Annotated in this window: 22 protein-coding genes; 12 read left to right on the forward strand and 10 right to left on the reverse strand. The window is 67.2% G+C overall.

Features of this window, described 5'->3' with window-relative positions; translation table 11 throughout:
• The first annotated feature begins 95 nt into the window (after positions 1-95).
• From glyA to DEQ92_RS18360, 5 genes are all read left to right on the forward strand, one after another.
• Entirely contained in the window at positions 96-1,343 is a 1,248-nt protein-coding gene (gene glyA / locus DEQ92_RS18340) for a serine hydroxymethyltransferase (RefSeq protein WP_004974406.1), read from the forward strand.
• A 95-nt stretch (positions 1,344-1,438) separates the two neighbouring features.
• A complete protein-coding gene (locus DEQ92_RS18345; RefSeq protein WP_004974404.1) occupies positions 1,439-1,738 on the forward strand; it encodes a DUF211 domain-containing protein in 300 nt (99 codons plus the stop codon).
• A complete protein-coding gene (locus tag DEQ92_RS18350) occupies positions 1,738-2,307 on the forward strand; it encodes a VIT1/CCC1 transporter family protein (RefSeq protein WP_115821205.1) in 570 nt (189 codons plus the stop codon). The genes DEQ92_RS18345 and DEQ92_RS18350 overlap by 1 nt, the downstream gene beginning before the upstream one ends.
• Positions 2,308-2,406: 99 nt before the next feature.
• Positions 2,407-3,300 carry a bifunctional methylenetetrahydrofolate dehydrogenase/methenyltetrahydrofolate cyclohydrolase FolD gene (gene folD / locus DEQ92_RS18355; protein ID WP_004974400.1) on the forward strand — a complete coding sequence of 298 codons (894 nt, stop codon included), beginning with the start codon at positions 2,407-2,409 and terminating at the stop codon, positions 3,298-3,300.
• A gap of 9 nt (positions 3,301-3,309) precedes the next feature.
• The gene (locus DEQ92_RS18360; protein ID WP_115821206.1) at positions 3,310-3,822 is read left to right on the forward strand and encodes an NUDIX hydrolase; all 513 of its coding nucleotides are present in this window, start codon (positions 3,310-3,312) and stop codon (positions 3,820-3,822) included.
• Positions 3,823-3,846: 24 nt separating this feature from the next.
• Here the strand turns inward: DEQ92_RS18360 and DEQ92_RS18365 are convergent, their stop codons facing one another.
• Complete coding sequence (locus tag DEQ92_RS18365; protein WP_004974397.1) at positions 3,847-4,080, reverse strand: hypothetical protein; 234 nt, start codon at positions 4,078-4,080, stop codon at positions 3,847-3,849.
• A 42-nt stretch (positions 4,081-4,122) separates the two neighbouring features.
• Complete coding sequence (locus tag DEQ92_RS18370) at positions 4,123-4,833, reverse strand: hypothetical protein (protein WP_004974393.1); 711 nt, start codon at positions 4,831-4,833, stop codon at positions 4,123-4,125.
• 143 nt (positions 4,834-4,976) lie between these two features.
• Here DEQ92_RS18370 and DEQ92_RS23965 point away from each other — a divergent pair, with 143 nt between their 5' ends.
• Together DEQ92_RS23965 and DEQ92_RS18375 are read left to right on the forward strand one after the other, a co-directional pair.
• Positions 4,977-5,123 carry a hypothetical protein gene (locus DEQ92_RS23965; protein WP_004974390.1) on the forward strand — a complete coding sequence of 49 codons (147 nt, stop codon included), beginning with the start codon at positions 4,977-4,979 and terminating at the stop codon, positions 5,121-5,123.
• A 696-nt stretch (positions 5,124-5,819) separates the two neighbouring features.
• Positions 5,820-6,107, forward strand: a complete 288-nt coding sequence (locus DEQ92_RS18375; protein ID WP_004044685.1) for a PadR family transcriptional regulator — start codon at positions 5,820-5,822, stop codon at positions 6,105-6,107.
• Positions 6,108-6,121: 14 nt separating this feature from the next.
• On the opposite strand, the gene DEQ92_RS18380 is transcribed toward DEQ92_RS18375, so the two are convergent.
• Positions 6,122-7,387: an AI-2E family transporter gene (locus DEQ92_RS18380; RefSeq protein WP_115805455.1), complete on the reverse strand. Its 1,266-nt coding sequence runs from the start codon at positions 7,385-7,387 to the stop codon at positions 6,122-6,124.
• A gap of 220 nt (positions 7,388-7,607) precedes the next feature.
• On the opposite strand from DEQ92_RS18380, the gene DEQ92_RS18385 reads away from it, so the two are divergent.
• Positions 7,608-8,960 (forward strand): aspartate aminotransferase family protein, encoded by a 1,353-nt coding sequence (locus DEQ92_RS18385; protein ID WP_004974387.1) that lies wholly within the window; start codon positions 7,608-7,610, stop codon positions 8,958-8,960.
• A gap of 9 nt (positions 8,961-8,969) precedes the next feature.
• Here the strand turns inward: DEQ92_RS18385 and DEQ92_RS18390 are convergent, their stop codons facing one another.
• From DEQ92_RS18390 to DEQ92_RS18400, 3 genes are all read right to left on the reverse strand, one after another.
• A complete protein-coding gene (locus tag DEQ92_RS18390) occupies positions 8,970-10,331 on the reverse strand; it encodes a transcriptional initiation protein Tat (protein ID WP_115804983.1) in 1,362 nt (453 codons plus the stop codon).
• A 66-nt stretch (positions 10,332-10,397) separates the two neighbouring features.
• Positions 10,398-11,378 carry a flap endonuclease-1 gene (gene fen / locus DEQ92_RS18395; protein ID WP_115804982.1) on the reverse strand — a complete coding sequence of 327 codons (981 nt, stop codon included), beginning with the start codon at positions 11,376-11,378 and terminating at the stop codon, positions 10,398-10,400.
• Positions 11,379-11,405: 27 nt separating this feature from the next.
• Positions 11,406-12,026: a GNAT family N-acetyltransferase gene (locus DEQ92_RS18400; RefSeq protein WP_050459809.1), complete on the reverse strand. Its 621-nt coding sequence runs from the start codon at positions 12,024-12,026 to the stop codon at positions 11,406-11,408.
• Between the two features lie 58 nt (positions 12,027-12,084).
• Between DEQ92_RS18400 and DEQ92_RS18405 the strand changes: the two genes are divergently transcribed.
• Together DEQ92_RS18405 and DEQ92_RS18410 are read left to right on the forward strand one after the other, a co-directional pair.
• Positions 12,085-12,666 carry a class I SAM-dependent methyltransferase gene (locus tag DEQ92_RS18405; protein WP_050459949.1) on the forward strand — a complete coding sequence of 194 codons (582 nt, stop codon included), beginning with the start codon at positions 12,085-12,087 and terminating at the stop codon, positions 12,664-12,666.
• Positions 12,667-12,687: 21 nt separating this feature from the next.
• Positions 12,688-13,104, forward strand: a complete 417-nt coding sequence (locus DEQ92_RS18410) for a DUF3054 domain-containing protein (protein WP_115804980.1) — start codon at positions 12,688-12,690, stop codon at positions 13,102-13,104.
• Between the two features lie 61 nt (positions 13,105-13,165).
• Here the strand turns inward: DEQ92_RS18410 and DEQ92_RS18415 are convergent, their stop codons facing one another.
• Positions 13,166-14,518 (reverse strand): MFS transporter, encoded by a 1,353-nt coding sequence (locus DEQ92_RS18415; RefSeq protein WP_004974373.1) that lies wholly within the window; start codon positions 14,516-14,518, stop codon positions 13,166-13,168.
• Between the two features lie 228 nt (positions 14,519-14,746).
• Here DEQ92_RS18415 and DEQ92_RS18420 point away from each other — a divergent pair, with 228 nt between their 5' ends.
• Together DEQ92_RS18420 and DEQ92_RS18425 are read left to right on the forward strand one after the other, a co-directional pair.
• Positions 14,747-14,995, forward strand: coding sequence for a hypothetical protein (locus DEQ92_RS18420; RefSeq protein WP_049905039.1), 249 nt, complete (start codon positions 14,747-14,749; stop codon positions 14,993-14,995).
• A 72-nt stretch (positions 14,996-15,067) separates the two neighbouring features.
• Complete coding sequence (locus DEQ92_RS18425; protein WP_004974366.1) at positions 15,068-16,066, forward strand: ornithine cyclodeaminase family protein; 999 nt, start codon at positions 15,068-15,070, stop codon at positions 16,064-16,066.
• Positions 16,067-16,164: 98 nt separating this feature from the next.
• Here DEQ92_RS18425 and DEQ92_RS18430 read toward each other — a convergent pair whose 3' ends face one another.
• The 3 genes from DEQ92_RS18430 to DEQ92_RS18440 all read right to left on the reverse strand — a co-directional run bounded on the left by DEQ92_RS18430 (position 16,165) and on the right by DEQ92_RS18440 (position 18,448).
• Positions 16,165-16,716, reverse strand: a complete 552-nt coding sequence (locus DEQ92_RS18430) for a hypothetical protein (RefSeq protein WP_004974365.1) — start codon at positions 16,714-16,716, stop codon at positions 16,165-16,167.
• Positions 16,717-16,883: 167 nt separating this feature from the next.
• Positions 16,884-17,315 (reverse strand): hypothetical protein, encoded by a 432-nt coding sequence (locus tag DEQ92_RS18435; RefSeq protein WP_115821207.1) that lies wholly within the window; start codon positions 17,313-17,315, stop codon positions 16,884-16,886.
• Positions 17,316-17,377: 62 nt separating this feature from the next.
• Positions 17,378-18,448 carry an mRNA surveillance protein pelota gene (locus DEQ92_RS18440; RefSeq protein ID WP_004974363.1) on the reverse strand — a complete coding sequence of 357 codons (1,071 nt, stop codon included), beginning with the start codon at positions 18,446-18,448 and terminating at the stop codon, positions 17,378-17,380.
• Between the last annotated feature and the right edge of the window lie 43 nt (positions 18,449-18,491).

The following is an 18,491-nucleotide window of genomic DNA, read 5'->3' on the forward strand; positions in this document are numbered from 1 at the left end:
AGCACACCACAGAATATACACGGGCGTGCAACACAACACCGGCAGGCGTAGCCAAATGGGACACATTTATGCCGTAATTGGACCGGATACTACGTATGGACTACAGCCACGTCCGCGACGTCGACCCCGCCGTGGCAGACGCCCTCGACGGCGAGGTCGAACGCCAGCGCGACACGCTCGCGATGATCGCCTCGGAGAACCACGTCAGCGAAGCGGTCCTCGAAGCGCAGGGGAGCGCGCTGACGAACAAGTACGCCGAGGGCTATCCCGGCAAGCGCTACTACGCTGGCTGTGAGTACGCCGACGACGTGGAGAACCTCGCCGTCGAGCGCGCGAAGGAACTGTGGGGCGCAGAGCACGTCAACGTGCAGCCGCACTCCGGCACGCAGGCCAACATGGGCGTCTACCTCGCCATGCTCGAACCCGGCGACAAGATTCTCTCGCTGGACCTGACCCACGGCGGCCACCTGAGCCACGGTCACCCCGCGAACTTCACGGGCAAGCTCTACGACGTCGAACAGTACGAGGTCGACGCCGAAAGCGGCTACATCGACTACGACCAGCTCGCCGAGAAGGCCGCGGAATTCGAGCCGGACATCATCGTCTCCGGCTACTCAGCGTACCCGCGCGCCGTCGAGTGGGAGACGATTCAGGAGGTCGCAGACGACGTGGACGCGCTCCACCTCGCCGACATCGCCCACATCACGGGCCTCGTCGCCGCCGGCGTCCACCCCTCGCCGGTCGGTGTCGCCGACTTCGTCACCGGCTCGACCCACAAGACCATCCGCGCCGGTCGCGGCGGCATCATCATGTGCGACGAGGAGTACGCCTCCGACATCGACAGCGCCGTCTTCCCCGGCGGTCAGGGCGGCCCCCTCATGCACAACATCGCCGGCAAGGCGGTCGGCTTCAAAGAGGCGCTCGAACCCGCCTTCGAGGAGTACGCCCAGCAGGTCGTCGACAACGCGAAGGTCCTCGCGGAGACGTTCCAGGACCACGGTCTCAGCGTCGTCTCCGGCGGCACCGACACGCACCTCGTGCTCGTCGACCTCCGCGACTCGCATCCCGACCTCACCGGCGGCACCGCCGAGGAGGCCCTCGAATCGACGGGTATCGTGCTGAACGCGAACACCGTCCCCGGCGAGACGCGCTCGGCGTTCAACCCCAGCGGCATCCGCGCCGGCACGCCCGCGCTCACCACCCGCGGCTTCGGCGAGGAGGAGATTCGCGAAGTCGGCGAACTCATCGTGAAGGTCGTCGACGCCCCCGAGGACGACGACGTGCTCGCGGACGTCTCCGAGCGCGTGCAGGAACTCTGCGACGCGAACCCGCTGTACGAGTAAGGGTCCAGACGGAACTATCGCGGTTCCGCTCGCCCGGTTTTCAAACCCCTCTGTCGAGTAACACTATTAGCCGCGCCGCCGTATCGCCACTCGACATGGCTCCGATTCGTCGGCTCGTTCTCGACGTGTTGAAACCGCACTCGCCGTCGACGGTCGAGTTCGCCCGCGAGGTCGCCGACGCGGCCGGCGTGGCCGGCGTGAACGCGACGCTCCTCGAAACCGACCGCGAGGTCCAGAACCTCAGACTCGTCGTGGAGGGAGAGGCCGTCGACGACGACGAGGTGGAACGACGGATTCGCGACCTCGGGGGGACGGTCCACTCCGTCGACGAGGTCGTTGCGGGCGAGACGCTGGTCGAGTACCGGGACCAGCCGCAGGACCCGTCGTCGTCGTGATGTCGGCTCGCCTCGCTTCGCTCCTGCGCGACGACCGCGTCCGCGCCATCTCCCGCCGGTACTTCGTCTCGAACGGCTTCGACGGGGCGCTGACCTGCATCGGGCTCGTCATCGGCGCGTACCTCACCGGCGTCACGGAGGGGCTGACGGTCGTGAAAATCGGCGTCGGCGCGGCGGTGGGCCTGACGACCTCCGGCGTCTGGAGCGTCTGGGAGATAGAGCGCGCCGAGAAGCGAGCCGAGTTGGGCCGCATCGAAGACGCCATGCTGACCGACCTCGGCGGGACCGCGGTCGAACGCGACAAGGTCGCCGCGCGGGGAATCAACGCGGCCGCGAGCGGACTCGGTCCCTTGGTCGGCATCGTCGTCCCGCTGCTCCCGTTCCTCGCGGTCGGCACGCTGCTGTCGATGACGTGGGCGACGCTCGCCTCGGTCGGCCTCGGGACGAGTATCCTCTTTTCGTTCGGCGCGTACATGGGGTCGATATCGGACCAGCGGTGGTACGTCGCCGGCCTGCGGATGGCGCTCGCGGGCGTCGCGGTGGCCGCCGTAAACTTACTTTTCGGATGACTGCTTGTGTCCACGTTTGTGCATATTTTGACTCCATCACGACCGAGAATACGCACGAATCCGAATCTTTGAAATGGGCGGGGCGCGCTGTCTGAGACAATGACGACCATCATCGACGGCAACGCCGTCGCCGAGGAGATTCGCGACGGGCTTTCCGACGCCATCGACGCGCTCGACGAGGCCGGCGTGAAGCCGGGGCTCGCGACCGTGCTGATGAGCGACGACCCCGCGAGCGAGACGTACGTCTCGATGAAACAGCGCGACTGCGAGGAGGTCGGCATCGAGGCGTTCGACTACGAACTCGACCCCGAGACGCCCGCCGACGAGCTGTACTCGCTCGTCGACGACCTCAACGACGACGACGAGGTCCACGGCATCCTCGTCCAGATGCCCGTCCCCGACCACGTCGACGACCGGACGGTCCTCCGCCGCATCGACCCCGCCAAGGACGTCGACGGCTTCCACCCCGAGAACGTGGGCCGCCTCGTCGCCGGTGACGCCCGCTTCAAGCCCTGTACGCCCCACGGCGTCCAGAAGCTCCTCGCCGCCGCCGACGTGGAGACCGAGGGCGCCGACGTGGTCGTCGTCGGCCGCTCGGACATCGTCGGCAAGCCGATGGCGAACCTGCTCATCCAGAAGGCCGAGGGCGGCAACGCCACGGTCACGGTCTGCCACTCGCGCACGGACGACCTCGCCGCGAAGACCCGCGAGGCCGACATCGTCGTCGCCGCCGCGGGCGTCCCCGAACTCGTCACCGGCGACATGCTCTCGGAGGGCGTCGTCGTCATCGACGTGGGCGTCAACCGCGTCGATGCGGACAACGAGAAGGGCTACGAACTCGTCGGCGACGTGGAGTTCGACTCCGCGAAGGAGAAGGCCAGCGCCATCACGCCCGTCCCCGGCGGGGTCGGCCCGATGACCCGCGCGATGCTCCTCTGGAACACCGTGAAGGCCGCCGCCGAGGCCGAGGACGTCGACGTGGACCTTCCCTGAGTTCGGGACGTGAGTCCCCCGTCAGACGCCGACATCGACGGCGAGTGGACGTACGACGTGGACGGCGTCATCCGGCGTCGGAACCGCCACGACCTCGACGCCGAGGCGTTCGCCCGCGCCGTCGAGCGTATCGAAGGCGGCCTCGAATGGGGCGTCGGCGCGCTCTGCGAGCGCGAGCGTGACGGCGCGGTGCTTCTCGTCCGGCAGGACGGCCAGTGGGTCCTCCCCGGCGGCGGGGTCGAAGCCGGCGAGACGAGGCGCGAGGCGCTGGTCCGCGAGGTCGCCGAGGAGACCGGCCTCGACGCCGACGCGGGCGCGCTCCGAGTCGTCACGGAGCAGTCGTTCCACCACGGTGGGGACGCCGCGAGCTTTCGATTCGCGATTTACGAGGCGACCGTCGCGGGCGACCTCACCGACGACCCCGGCCTCGAAGACGAGGCCATCGCCGACGTGGCGTGGTTCGAGACGCTCCCCGAGGACACGCTGGACCGCGGGCTGATTCGGTTTCTGCTCGGGCGCTGAGGCCCGTTCGACCGCGATTTTTTCTCACTCGTGGGTCGCCACGAGCAGTCGGTCGTCGTCCCGCCGAACGCAGAACCGGGTGTCGGCGTCCACGTCGAAACTGTGCGCGTTTCGGTCGGAGATGAGCAGTTGCGAGAAGTCGTCGCCGCAGGCCGGACAGGCCACGCCATCGCGGTTCTCGACGAGCATCGTGTCGCCGTCGTCGCGGAGCAGTTTCACCCGGTGGCGCACGTCGTGGATGTCGAATCCGGCAGTCATCGTCGGCGAAGGGTCGTCGTGGAGGAAAAACGTTCGGGAGCGTCAGAACAGCGCCGCGAGCGTGTCGCGGGCCGACGCGAGCGCGTCGAGGTCGTCGTCGACGAGCGCGGTGTGTATCTCGCGGGCGGCCGCGACGAGCGCCTCGGACTCCGAAAGCGAGACGGCCCCGTCGAGCGCTTCGACGCGCTTGCGATGGTTCGAGAGGGTTTCGAGCGTCGTCCTGACCTCGGGGTTCGGGTTGTCGTCGAGCCACGTCGAGAGGTCGCGGCAGTAGGCGTCGATGGCCTCGGCGTAGGCGAGGCCGCGGGCGTCGGCCATCGAGTCGGGCACGGCGTCGGGGTCGGGGCGCTCTCCCTCGTCGGCGCGGCGGAGCAGGGTGATGACGTAGAACTGTTCGTCGTCCGTGGGGCGGTTCGACCGGGCGACCACGTCGACCGCGTGGAGCAGTTCGTGAGCCGCCAGCGGGGTGTCGCCGAGGGGGAGCAGTTCGCCCCCGCGGATGTAGCCCGTCTGCCGGATGTAGTCGCGGAGGTCGGACTTCAACGCCGGGGCGGCGTCGCGAATCGACCCGTCGCCGACGGCCGACCGGTGCGCCGAGAGGTCGAGGTCGACCTGCATGGCGGTGTGGCGTTCCCTGTCGCCGACACCGACGCTCCGGAGGCTCCCGCACTGCGGGCACGATACGCTTCCCGTCTCGTAGTACGACCACCGGTGGTCGCACTCCTTGCACTCGCGCTCGCCGCGTATCTCCATGCGACTGGATTCGACCCGGCGGCGCAAAAGCACGGCGACCCGACGCGAAGGCATCAGGGACGAGGCGAGTCGACGCGGCCGCGAGCGGTCGCCAGCCGAGACGACCGCCGGGCTACATACGTCCGGCGGCCCACCGTCGGCATATGCGAAGCGAATCCGAGGTCCGAGAGCAGTACGAGTTCCTGAAGGACGAACTCGACTCCGACGAGATGCGACACGAGGGGGTCAGAAAGCTCATGACCCATTATAAGCGGGCGCTCGGCTGGGTCCTGGAAGAGGAACATATGTGAGTTTCATAACATAAATCTTCGAGTAGAGCGGAACCGCATCGTTTCCGGAATTCGGCGCGTGCGTGCCACTCAGACGGACAGTTAGCCGAATTGTCAATGTTTGGCACGCGTCGTTATCTTTAAGTGAAACCGAACAGTAGCCGATAGTGACGCTTCGCTTTGGAGGGCCGAAGCGTCAGCGGGGACCAATTCAGGGCGGCATGCCGTGCCGGAGATTTCCGGCACGGCTTGCTTTCCTTCTGCGCGAAGCTACGACCCGAGAGCGACTGTTCCATTCGTGCCGCGTTCGAGTCACATCCGAGCTCCGGCTCCGGCTTCCGGTCCCGGCCCCGGCCCCAGCCGTTCTCGGTGGCCATCCGAGTCGTCAACTCGGTCTCATCACACGAGCTACGTGTTCGACCCGCCGCCAGTCGCTCCGAGAGCGGTGACGCCGCCATCTCGCCTCGGATTTCCGTTTTGGATAGTCGTGTGATTGTTCATTGATAACACTTAACAATCTACTCGCTTACTGCGCCCGAGCCGTCCAGTTGTGGACATATCCGGACATCGAAACGGCAACTTCGGGAGATTAGTAATTTGGACTACATGATTGCTGACGGAGTATCTCGGAGACTAGCGGGTTTTCGAGGGAGAATCGTCGGTCGAGGCCGATATGCTTATCTGAATTAGACAGTAACATACGAGTCGAATTTACCGATGTACGACCTGACAGGATTCCAGCGAGACCTGCTGTACGTCATCGCGGGTCTCGAAGAGCCGCACGGACTCGCCATCAAAGAAGAACTCGAAGCCTACTACGAAAAGGAGATTCACCACGGGCGGCTCTACCCCAACCTCGACACGCTCGTCGAGAAGGGGCTGGTCGACAAGGGCCAGCGCGACCGCCGGACCAACTACTACACGCTCACCCGCCGCGGTCGCCGCGAGATAAAGGCCCGCGACGAGTGGGAAGCGGAGTACGTCCCCGAAGACTTCGAAGCGTGAGCGGGCGACTCGGACTACCCGTCCACGCCGGCGTCGGACGGCGACCGTGAGTCACGACTCGATTTCTCGTCTCGGTCGGTAAACGTCTCTAGCTCGTCCGATTCGCTCACTTCCGGCCGGTCGGTCGCGGCTGTTTCTCGCGGTTCGTCGTCCGCCTCGTCGGCCGTCAACTCCTCGACCGGCGGGCCGTCGACCAGATGTCCGGGGTCGACCATGTACGGCCGAATCGGCTTTCCCGCCAGGAGCTCCGGTAGAACGAGCCGGACGAAGTTCACGAACAGCACGAGTATCATCGGCATGAGGAAGATGCCGTACCAGCCGAACAGGAGCGGGCCGAACGTGTAGGCGAGCATCACGGCCCCGACGTGGAGGCTCCGTCCGGAGACGTACGGCCGGAGCACGAGGTCGGGAATCGTGTCCACGATGACGAACGAGACGGCGGCGAAAAGCAGGACGAACCAGAACCCGGGCGGGTTGGCAATCGTCGCTTCGAGAGCCATGTAGGCAGCGACGGGGACGTAGACGAGCTTCATCCCGACGACGGGAATGAGGCTCGCGACGCCGGCGAGCAGGCCGATAAGCGCCGGTGCGGGGATGTTGACGCCCATGGGCGCGATAACGTTCAAAAGCGAGTACGCGATGACCCCGATGGTGCCCGTGAGGATGGCGTTCAGGATGTTGCCGAAGAAGATGTTGTTGAAATCGCGGTCCACGCCGCGCATGTAGGCTTCGAGGATACCGTGGTCGTCGGCGAACATCGACTGGCCCCACCGGCGGAGTCGGTGGCCGTCGCGGAGGAGATAGAACGCGAACGCGATCATGACGAACAGGTGAATCGCGCCGATACCGAGGAACGCGAAGGTGTTGGCGGCGACGCTCAGCGAATCGAACACCGAGCTGATCGCTTCGGGAGTCAACACTGACCGGAAGTCGTACTCCAACAGCGCCTGCGGGCTGGCGATTCCCTCCAGCAGCGTGGGGTCGATGCCGTAGGCTTCGAGGTCGATGGGCACCTCGTCGGAGGAGAGTTGGTCGGCGTATTTCAGGAACTCGCGGAGGGCGATGGTCGCGGCGTAGACGACGAGTCCGAGCGCGGGGAGCGCGAGGGCGAAAAGCGCCACAGCCGCCGCGAGGCTTGGGGGCTTCACCCGCCTCCGAATCCGCCGGTAGATGGGTCGCGTGGCGTAGTAGATGAAGAGACCGAAGACGAACGTCCCGATAAAAGAGTAGACGACGTAGGCGAGCGCGCCCGCGAGGACCAACGCGAGCGACCACCACATCGCGCGGGAACGCTGGATGTCGGGGAGAGCCATACCCAACACGGACGCGGAGGCGTCAAAAGCCTATCGCGGGAGCGACAGGTCACGACGCCACACCGTCACGTTCGGCCGTCGAAGGCGTCCTCTCGCGCGGCGAAACCGACCGACTGGACCGCGCCCCGGCCGATATTGCACCATTAATAACGAATATCTTAACACACGTGTCTCCGTACCGAGCCGCATGGACCGAGAGACGGCGGTGCCACGCGTCGATTCGATGCCCGGCGAGAAAGCGCGCCAGTGGGTCGAGTACCACCACGAGCACGCCGCGCCGAGCACGTACGTCTACGACTTCGTCTGGGACATCACGGCGGAGTCCGAGGGGCCCTTCTGCACCGACGTCGACGGCAACGTCCTCCTCGACTTCACGAGCCACGTCGCGGCCGCCCCGCTCGGCTACAACAACCCGAAGGTCATGGACCGCATGGCCGAGTTCGACCTCGTCGACCCGACGAAAATCGCCGGCCAGGACTTCTACGTCAGCGACGGCTCCGCGCCCGGCGAGGAGCGGCTTCCCGGCCCCGCGGCGCTCATGGACAAACTGACCGACCTCACGAGCCACTACGGGATGGACACGGTGTTCCTGTCGAACTCCGGGGCCGAGGCGGTCGAGAACGCCATCAAAATCGCCTACGACCACGCCGACGGCGCGAAGTACGGCGTCACCTTCGAGGGCGCGTTCCACGGCCGCACCCTCGGCGCGCTCTCGCTCAACCGCTCGAAGTCCGTCTACCGGCGCAAGTTCCCCGAGATTTCGGGCGTCCTCGACGTGCCGTTCTGCGACGACCGGACCTGCTCGCCCGAGACGTGTTCCTGCGGCTTCTTCCCCGACGGCGACTCCGCCGTCTCCAAGCTCCGGCAGAAGCTCCACCCGAAGAAGGGCCACATCGACGCCGACGAGGTCTCCTACGTCATCGTCGAACCGATTCAGGGCGAGGGCGGCTACCGCTTCCCGTCGGACGCCTTCGCAGAAGAGCTCGCCGCCGTCGTCGACGACTACGACCTGACGCTCATCGCCGACGAGATTCAGACCGGCGTCGGCCGAACCGGCGAGCTGTGGGGCTCCGACCACTACCCCATCGAGCCCGACATCATCACCGGCGCGAAGGGCCTCCGCGTCGGCGCGACCATCTCGAACGACGAGATATTCCCCGACGAGACCTCGCGGCTCTCCTCGACGTGGGGCGCGGGCGACATCGTCTCCGCGATGCAGGGCGTGTTCACCCTCGAAGCAATCGAGGAGTACGACCTGCTCGACAACGCCGTCGCCCGCGGCCGACAGTTCATCGAGCGGCTGCGCGACGACGCGCCCGAAACCGTCGTCGACGTGCGCGGCAAGGGCCTGCTGCTCGCCGTCGAGTTCGACACCAAAGAACGCCGCGACGCCGTGCAGGAAGCCGCCCTCAAACGCGGCCTCCTGACCCTCTCGTGCGGCTACAAGGTGCTTCGAATCCTCCCGCCGCTCGACGTGACGGACCGAGAAATCGACCTCGGCGCGACGATGCTTCTGGATGCCATCGAGGACGTGTCGTAACGCGGCCGGTCAGGTCGCGTCGCGGTTGACGACGGGTTCGACCACGTTCCCGAGTTCGCGCATCATCCCGGCACCGACGAGGTAGTACACCGCCGATTCGACGCGCTCTTTCCACGCGGGCCCGTCGCCGATTTCGAGACCCACGTCGCCGCCGCGGATAATGCTCGCCGCCTCGTTCGCGACGACGCCCGCGAAGTTCGAGTCGTATTCGTCGCGCGTCGCCCGAAAGTCGCGCATCGCTCGGCGTTTCGCTCGGAACGACCGGCCGGAGTCGTAGTCGGTATCGCCGGGTTCCACGTCGAGGGCGTCGAGCGCGAAGTCGTGGGCCTGTCGCGCGAGGAGGGCCTGACCGGTCTTCACGACGCGAAAGACCGTCAGGTCTCGTCGGAGGTCGTTGCCGTAGAATCTGAAGCCGTTGTCGAAGCAGAGCGTGTACAACTCCCAGCGGGCAGCACCGTAGGGCGACGACCGGTCGAGTTCGAGTTCGTCTTCGAGTTTCGTCCGCATCTCGTCACGTCTCGGGAACCGGTTGGTTTCGGCGAGGAGGCCGAGAAGCGCGTCGTCCAGTCGCTCGCGATGCGGCTGTGGGTCGTCTCCGAGACCCGAGCGATACTGCTCTCGGTAGTGTCGTGCGTTTTCGAGTCGTTGTTCCGCCCGCAACTGCGACCCCCACGTGTTCGCGAGTCCGTGGGGCGAGTACTCGTCTACCGAGTCGGGGTCGCTGCCGACGTACGTCCCATTCCAGTTCGAACTGATTCGCACAAAGGCCAGTTCGCGTTCGATGGCGTAGAGATACCCGAGGTCACGGCCGGGGGCGGAGACACGGTACGCAGAGATGGAGTCCGCAACCGCGTCACTCGCCTCCCGCAGTTCACGGCCGCGTTCGAGACGGGCCTCCGGGTCCTCCTCTCCGAGTGCAATCTTCGCGTAGCCGACGGCTTCGCCGGCGAACAGCATTCCGTAGGTTGCCGAGAAGAGACGGTCACGGGTGTCTCGTTCCTCTTTGGCAGATTCGAGGTGACCCCCCGCCGGCGACCCGCGGAGGTGAAACCGCATCTCCTCGCCCACCGAATCGAGGTCGATTCGCGAACGCAGTTCCGTCGCTTGCTCGACAGTCTCTTCGAGTCGCTGCACCGCCGCGTCGGCGTGGTCGTCGCTCACCGGCGGCTGCCAGACGTAGTTACTCGGTGGATTGGGATACAGCGTCGTCAGCCAGTCGGTAATCGGGTCGGGGAGCCACGTCGGCCTGAACCAGCCGATTCCGCCGACCGCGCCCGCGCCGCCGACGAGGCCGAGCAGTTGGCGACGCGAGAGCGAGGAGGGTTCGTCGGAGGGAGAGTCGTCTGTGGGAGGGGCGTCGTCGGGGGACACACGCCGGAGTTCCGAACCGGCCCGTGTAAACGTGTCGGCGGGCTGTTGGCTCGGCGCGAGCGCGGCCTACGTCCAGCGGTCAAGGCCGGTCTGCGTGACCGACTCCTCGATGCGCTCGAAGCCGCGGTGGACCTCGTCAGGGTCGACCTCCCACGTCTCGGTGACGAACTCGCGGGCGGCGGCCACGTCCGGGTCGATGTCCGTGTCGTAGTCGTAGTCGTCGGTGACCGGCGGGTCGAGGAAGAACTCGCGCACTCGGTCGGCGTTGGGGATGCTGTCGCCGCGGGCTTCGAGGACCGACCAGAGGTCGCCGTGTTCCTTGACGACTTTCACGGCGGTCTTCGGACCGATTCCCGTGATGCCCTCGTTGAAGTCGGTCCCGCAGAGCATGGCGATGTCCACGAGTTGCTCGTAGGTGATGTCGTGCTTGTCGAGCGTCGCGTCGAGGTCCATCAGCTCGGGGTCACCCTTGCTCGTGAGCTGTCGGAGCGTGTAGGGCGCGCCGAACAGGAGGGTGTCGTAGTCCTCGCTGCCCACGTAGTCGGCGTCGCCCTTGCGGGCCATGTAGGACGCCTGCGCCTCGCCCTCGGCGGGCGCTTCGACCACGGGCACGTCGAGCAGCGAGAGGAGTTCGCGGCTGGTGTCCTGAATCGTCTCGGTGAGTCGCTGGGTGCGCGCTTCCATCCGGGCGGCCTCGACCGCGTCGCCGGCCTCGCGGGCCGCTTCGAGCCGTTCTTCGGCCTTCTCGCGCTGTTCGCGGCGCTTTGCCACCTCGTCGTCTTTCATCTCCGTGACGCCGCCGTCGAAGACGAAGACGGGCGTCAGGTCGTGTTCGAAGAACTTGGGGAGCCCCTGGACGATGCCGACGAGGTTGGCGACCTCTTTCCCCTCGCTCGTCGTGTACTTCTCCGAGCTCGTCCACTTGACCGTCGTCGTGAGATACCGGTACAGCCAGTTGTGGGCGTCGACGGCGACGACGCTCCCGGCCACCTCGTCGAACGACACCTCGGAGAGCGCGGCGAGCGTCCGCAGGTCTGCGTTTCCCATTTGCTCGGCCTTCGGGGGCCGAGGGTTTCAATCGTCCGAGTGAACGCCGCCGACTCCGGGCGGCTCCGCCCCCTCGCGCGCCGCGAGAAACGACCGCTCCGGGTCACCGAGGTCGCGGGCGCGGTAGCGGTCGAGGCCGGACTGGTACGTCTCGCGTGAGACCGCGACGGGCGCGTCGGCGGGGCGCTCCAGCACCAACTCGGCGACGCCCGTCTCGCGGCCCGTGAAGCCGAACCCGGCCTTGTGGCACGCCTCGTAGGCGAAGGGGTTGTTCGCGGCGATGCGGACCGTCTCGTAGCCGCGGTCCGCGGCGGCTTCGCAGGTCCGGCGGAGGAGGTCGGGACCGAGTCCGTCGCCCCGGCGGTCCCGCCGGACCGTGACGTACCGGAGCCAGAGCGTCGTCGGGTCCGTTCGGTCCTCGTTGAACGCGACGGCGGCGACCACGTCCTCGGCCAGCGGCGGCAGAGAATCGGGGCCGCCGGTCGGCGCGGGTCGGTCGTCGTCGAGCGCCGGCAGGGGCGCGTCGGGGTCGCGGAACACCGTCTTGCCCGTCCCCGCGGTGACGAACTTCCCCGCGTAGGCGAACCGCCGGTAGTCGAGGCGGAGTCGCGGCCCGTCTTCGGGCCACCCGAGCAGGTCGAACTCCATGGCCGAGATGGGACCGCCGCGCGCAAGAACCTTCCCCGGCGGAGCCGTGGAGTCGGGCATGCACGGCGCTGGCGACGTTCGGTTCTTCGACCGCTTCGCACCCGTTTACGACCTCGTGATGCCGCCCGCCGACCCCGGCGCGCTCGGGACCGCGCTCGACCGCGCCGACCGCCCCGTCGAGCGCGTCGTCGACATCGGCGGCGGCTCCGGGCGGGCGACCCTCGCGCTCGACGTTCCCGAGCGCATCGTCCTCGACCGCTCGGCCGGGATGCTCCGTCGGGCGCGCGAACGAGGCCTCGACTGCGTCCGCGGCGACGCCCGAGGGCTTCCCTTCGCCGACGACTCCCTCGACGCCGTGACCGTCGTGGACGCCTTCCACCACATGCCGAACCAGCGGGGGGTCGCCGAGGAGGTCTTCCGCGTGCTCGCGCCCGGCGGGGTGTTCGCCGTCAACGAGTTCGACCCCGAGACGCTCCTCGGGCGGGGGCTCGTCGCCGCCGAGCGCGTCGTCGGCTTCGGCTCGGCGTTCGCCGCGCCCGACGAGCTCGTGCGCTTTCTCGAACGCGTCGGGTTCGAGGCCGACGTGGTCGAACGGGGCTTCGAGTACACGGTGGTCGGAAAAAAGCGGGAAAGCCATTAGGGGGGCGACGAATCCTCGCCTATGGCAACCTCGACTTCGTTCTTAGAGGAGCGACTCGATGCCGGGGCGTTACCCATCGCGGTGGGCGACGTGCTCGCCATCTTCCTCCTCGTCACCGTCGGCGTGGTTCAGCACAACGGGGTGTCGTACCTCTCGGCCGACCCGGTCGGCTGGGTACTCACCTCGGTCCCGTTCCTCATCGGATGGCTCGTCACCGCCCCGCTGTTGGGCGCGTACTCGCCGGGCGCGGCCGAGTCGGCGAAGTCGGCCGTCCCGCTCGGCATTCGCTCGTGGCTCGCGGCGACCGTCATCGGCATGGCGATTCGCTGGACGCCGCTTTTCGAAGGCGGCGTCGAACTCACGTTCGTCGCGGTCATGCTGGTGCTCGGCTCCGTCGCGCTCGGCGTCTGGCGGACGATTTACTTCCGACTCTTCTGAGACGCGGAGACCGGACCGAACCCGTCCGTCAAAAACTGTTTTTTCGGCCGATCGACCGCCCTCAGGCGGGCGTCGGCCGCCGTCGCAACAACGTCACGCCGAGGAGCGTCGCGGCCGTCGCGAACCCGGCGAGGACCAAGAACAGCGCCGTCGAATCGGCGACGGTGAGGATGTAGCCGGCGACGGCACCGCCGAGCGCGCCGACGCCGAACACGCCGAGGTAAGTAAACCCGTACGAGAGCCCGCGGAGCCCGGCGGGCGTGTACTCCGCGACGGTCGCCTGATAGAACGGCTGGACCATGAACAGGAAGAAGCCGAGGAGCGCACAGACTGCGAGGAGCGGGCCGACGCCGAGACTCGCCACGGGGAGGAAGGCGACGGCGATGACGGCGAGCGCGCCGAAGCCGGCGACGATACCGCGTTCGGTCCTGATGCGGTCGGTGAGCTTCCCGCCGACGTACTGCCCGAAGACGCCGACCGTCAGGAGACCGGCGTAGACGAACAGTTCCACGTCGAGCGTCGGCGCGCCACCGGCCGACCCGGACGCGAGGGCGGCGGGGAGGAGTTCGGAGACGGGTATCGGCTCGATGCCGATGACCGAGCCGAGGAGGTCCGGGAGGAACGTCGTGACGCCGCGGTAGTAGAGCCCCGAGAACATCACGAGCGCGAAGACGAGCGCGAACCCGCCGGCGAACAGGTGCTTCGACTGCGAGACCAGTTCCGCGAACGAGGAGACGCCCGCGCCGGCTTTGTCGTCGCCGCCGGTGTCGCTCCCGTCGCCGCCGTCGGTCGCGGCGACCGCGGCCTGCTCTTCGAAGTTGGCGCGGGTAGCGAGCGCGGCGGCCACGAGCGCCGGGAGCGCGAGCACGCCGGCGACGAGGTGCCAGTCGAAGAACAACAGGAGGAGCGCGGTGAGGAAGGGGCCGAAACCGATGCCGAGGTTCCCGGCGATGCCGTGGTAGGCGAAGCCGGTCCCGCGTTCCTCGACGCCGGTGCTGATGAGCCGGAGCCCGGCGGGGTGGTAGACGCTGGCCGCCGCGCCCCAGACGACGAGCGCGAGGGCGACGACGACGAGGTTCGGCGACAGCGCGAGCAGGACGAACGACCCGGCCATGCCGAGGAGACAGGCGACGATGAGGCGCTTGGAACCGACGCGGTCGACGAGGATGCCGCCGGGGAGCGCCCCGAGGCCGAACAGCGCGAATCCGAGGCCGGTCATCACGCCCAGCGAGGCGGTCGTGACGGGAATCGTCGCGATGCCGAGGTCGATGCTCGCGAACTCCCCGAGCCAGATGGCCACGAAGATGGGGATGGACAGTTCGTACGTGTGGACCATCCCGTGGGCGAGCATCACCAACGCGACGATTGAGCGGTCGTTACGGTTCACGTCTCCGGCCACGGCACCGACTCCCATAATCGTGTGGAGTTCCGGCAGACGACGCGAGCGCCGGCCCGACTGTTCGGGCGAGAGGCACAATCCACAGTATCGAATTCGTGATGTTCTTCTGGGGCTACAACCCCTCCGTCGTCTTGCGATTATCTCGCTATAAGTTATGGAGAAGGTACCCGAATGCCACAAAAACAGTATCAGTCATCTATGGGAAAGAATTATACCACTTACGTCCGTAGTATGTTATATATTATGACCGGATATTACGACTACATTCTTGGGCTCATCCCGCTCACACTCCTCGGCATCACCGGCACGCTTACCGTCGCCGGGTTGCAGTTGACCACGGCAGTGCCGATGGCCGCGGGTATGGCCGCGCTCCTCACCGGCCACGCGCTCTTCGTGAACGGGCCCTCGTCGCCGTCCCCCGCCCGCCTCGACGAACACGCCGGTCCCAACGCCGCTGACGCGCCCTCTCCTTCGGTCCTCGACGCAGACTAACCCCCAACCCGCGCCCGTCCGGTCGGTTCGCCGGCCCGCAGGGTTTTGACCGCAGGTCTCGTTTTTCCGACCATGACAGCGACCTTGTTCCTCACGAGCGACGAGGTTAGCGGACTGGCGACCCCTGTCGAGTACGTCGATGCCGTCCGCGAGGGCTACAGACAGCGCGGCGAGGGCGCGCCGGCCGAGCCACGGACGAAACTGTTCAACCGCGAGCCGCCGGGCATGCTCACCTCCTACGCGGCCGTGCTCCCCGAGACGGGCGCGATGGGCGGCTACATGTACTCCGCCGGCTTCGGCGCGGAGGACGCGTGGTTCATGACGCCGCTTTTCGACGCCGAGAGCGGCGAGCCGCTGGCGCTCCTCGACGGCGCGAGCATGAATCCCTTCAAGACCGGGGCGGCGGGCGGAGTCGCCATCGACGCCCTTGCCCGCGACGACGCCTCGACGCTCGCGCTCATCGGGAGCGGCGCGCAGGCCCGCGGACAGCTCCGGGCCGCCGCGACCGTCCGCGACCTCGACACCGTCTGGGTCTACTCGCCGACGAAGGAGAGCCGCGAGTCGTTCGCGGGCGAGATGGACCGCACGCTCGACGCCAGCGTCGCCGCCGTCGCCTCCAGCGCCGCGGCCGTCGAGGGAGCCGACATCGTCGTCACCGCCACGACCGCCGCGGAGCCGGTGTTCGACGGCGACCTGCTCGAACCCGGCACGCACGTCACCGCGATGGGTCAGTACCACCCCGAAAAGCGCGAACTCGACGAGACGACCATCGAGCGCGCGACGTACGTCCCCGACCTCCGCGAGCGCGCCACGATGGACGCCGGGTCGTTCCTCGCCGCCGTCGAGGCCGGCGTCGTCGACGAGGACCACATCCACGCCGAACTCGGCGAGGTCGTCGCGGGCGTCGCCGCCGGGCGCGAGGACGACGAGGAGATAACCGTCTTCGACAGCGGCGGCACGGGCATCGAGACGGTCGCCGCGGCGCACATGCTCTACGAGAAGGCGCGCGAGGAGGGGCTCGGAACGACCATCGACTTCTCGCCGGCGAGCGAGTCGCTGACTGGCGAGTAGAACGGACGGGCGGAGTTTCGATAGACGAGCGGAGTCTCACCGAGACGGTCGCCGCGCAGTCGTGACAAAAAGCGACCGTCACCGGCGTTCGTTCTCGCTCAGAACGTCGTCGGCCACGGACGGGGGAACGCCTCGGGAAGTTCGGTGTTTCCAGGCGCATCTGCGACGCGTTCCGGAACGATCGGACACAGGACGACGACGCCGGGTTTCGATATCGTGACCAGACCAGCGTCTGCCGCCGCCCGAATGTCTTCGACGTCGTCGAACAGCGCCTCCGGATAGTGGTCCGAGACGTACGGCGAGGCGACGATGTCGGCCACCGTCTTCCCTGCGGCCGTATTGACGAGGTTTGCGTTCCAGTGGGGTGAGTACCCGGACTCCCCGGGGATGAACTCGACGACCTGTGCCTGCAACGTCCTGTCGCCGCCGATGAGGTAGATGTCGTTTTCTCCGCGTTCCGTCACTCCCTCCTCCACCCCGTGAGCGACGTAGTATATCTCTTCTTCTTCGTACCACCCGTTTGCGACCGAGACTCCCGCTACGGCGGTTCCAGCCGCGCCGACGCCGAGGGCGAGTCCGCCCACGAGCAGTCCGGACGCCCGGAGGAACCGGCGACGGGTCGGGCCGTCTCGATGTTCTGTGTTCGTCATAGTCGTTCTCCTTCGAAATCGACGAGTCGGGCGAGACCGCGCCCGGCCCGACGATTCGAGTGAACGAGGGACGAGAAAGCAGATAGTGGTTTTTCGATATTTCACACCACTCTGTGCCGGGTTTCTTCCAAATTCGGAGTGAATGTCGCCTCACTGTCGATATCGAATCACAGCGTCAGTCGTGCGGTCTGTTCGACGGCGGCGACGACCGACGGCAGCATCGCCAACGCCCCGACGGCGAACACGGGGACGACGATGCCCGCCCAGAACCACCCGGTGTGGACCTGTGCTGCGGCACCGAGGAGCGCCGCACCGCCGACGGCGAGGCTGTAGTACGCCGAGCGAATCGGGAGCGTCGGTAGGTGGCCGGGCCGCGGCCACGACCCGGTTCCGACGTAGCCGCCACGGAAGGTGCCGACGGCGACGGCGCTCACCGCGAGGGCGGTGAGACCGGACAGCGACACCGCGGCTCTCGGGGTCGCGAAAAGCAGGAGCCAGAGCGTCGGAATCGCCAGTACCGACACCTCCCACGCGGCGAAAAACACCTGGTCGAGCCAGCGGTCGACCCGCCTCGTCGCCTCCGAGAGCCCCCTCCGCATCACGACTAGACGTTGGTTTCCGGCGGCTAAACGGTTTCTCCGGCGGTGGCGGCGAAGGCGGGCTACTGGAGTCGGTACCGGAGGACCGCGGCGATGCCGCCGAGGTTCTTCAACTGCTCGCCGGGCTGGAACTCCGCGGAGAACACGGTGACCTCGCCGCCCTTCTGTTCGACCGAGTCGATGATGTCGTTCACGTCCACGTCCCAGTCGCCGTCGCCCTGTCGCTCGGCGCGGAGCCGAGAGTCGAGGAGAAGCAGATGTTCGACCGCGCCGAAGTCGGCGGCCTCGGCGACCTGTTCGACCCCGTAGGCCGCCTTCGCGCCCGTCGAGATGTTCTCCATCAGTTCGTCGATGAGGTTGGCCTCCTCGGCGATGCGGGTCTGTTTCTGCACGTCGTCGACCGCGCCGCGCTTGAGCACCTCGTGGACGCCGCGGTCGCCGACGCCGGCGGTGTCGACGGTCGTGACGATTGTCTCTGCGACCTCGGGGAAGTTGTTCTCGAAGTAGTCCATCGCGTCGTTCTTCGTGAAGCCCGGGCCGGCGAGGATGATGGCGTCCACGTCGAGGTGCGACAGCGCGGACCCGAGTTCGTCGAACAGTTCGGACCGCGGGCGGGCGTACTCGCCTTTCCCCGTCGGCTTCGTGAGCGAGGCGTACTCGTCGGTGCCGTACTGGGCGACGGTGTGGATGTAGGCCGCGCCCTCCTCGACGGTCGCGATGGCGACGTCGGGGTTCTCGGCGGCCTGTTCGGCCGTCTCGATGCGGTCTATCTGGTCGGCCTTGAAGTGCTTCTCGATGGTTATCTCGGCGCGCTCCTCGACGTTGAGCGTGTGGTGGTGGCCGAGTTGGTCCTCGCGGGAACAGGAGACGATGACGCCGCCGACGCGGAGGCGGTTGGCGAAGCGCGCGAACTCCACGTCGTCGACCTCGATGGTGACGTTGAGGTGCTCGCGCTCGCCGCCGGTGTCCCGCATCTGCTCGTCGTCGCGCTGGATGCGGCGGGTGGTGTCGCCGGAGACGAGGTCACCCGGTTCGAGGACGTACGAGAGGTGCCAGAGGTCGTCGACGTTCTCGGGGACGAGCGTGATTCGCTCGCGCCCCTCCTCGCCGCGACCGCGGCTCGAAATGCGCATACACGTCCGGTCGTCGGGGAACGGAAAAGAGTCCTGCTATCGC

Origin of the sequence: Haloferax sp. Atlit-6N, from assembly GCF_003383195.1 — an archaeon.
Classification (GTDB): Archaea; Halobacteriota; Halobacteria; order Halobacteriales; family Haloferacaceae; genus Haloferax; species Haloferax gibbonsii.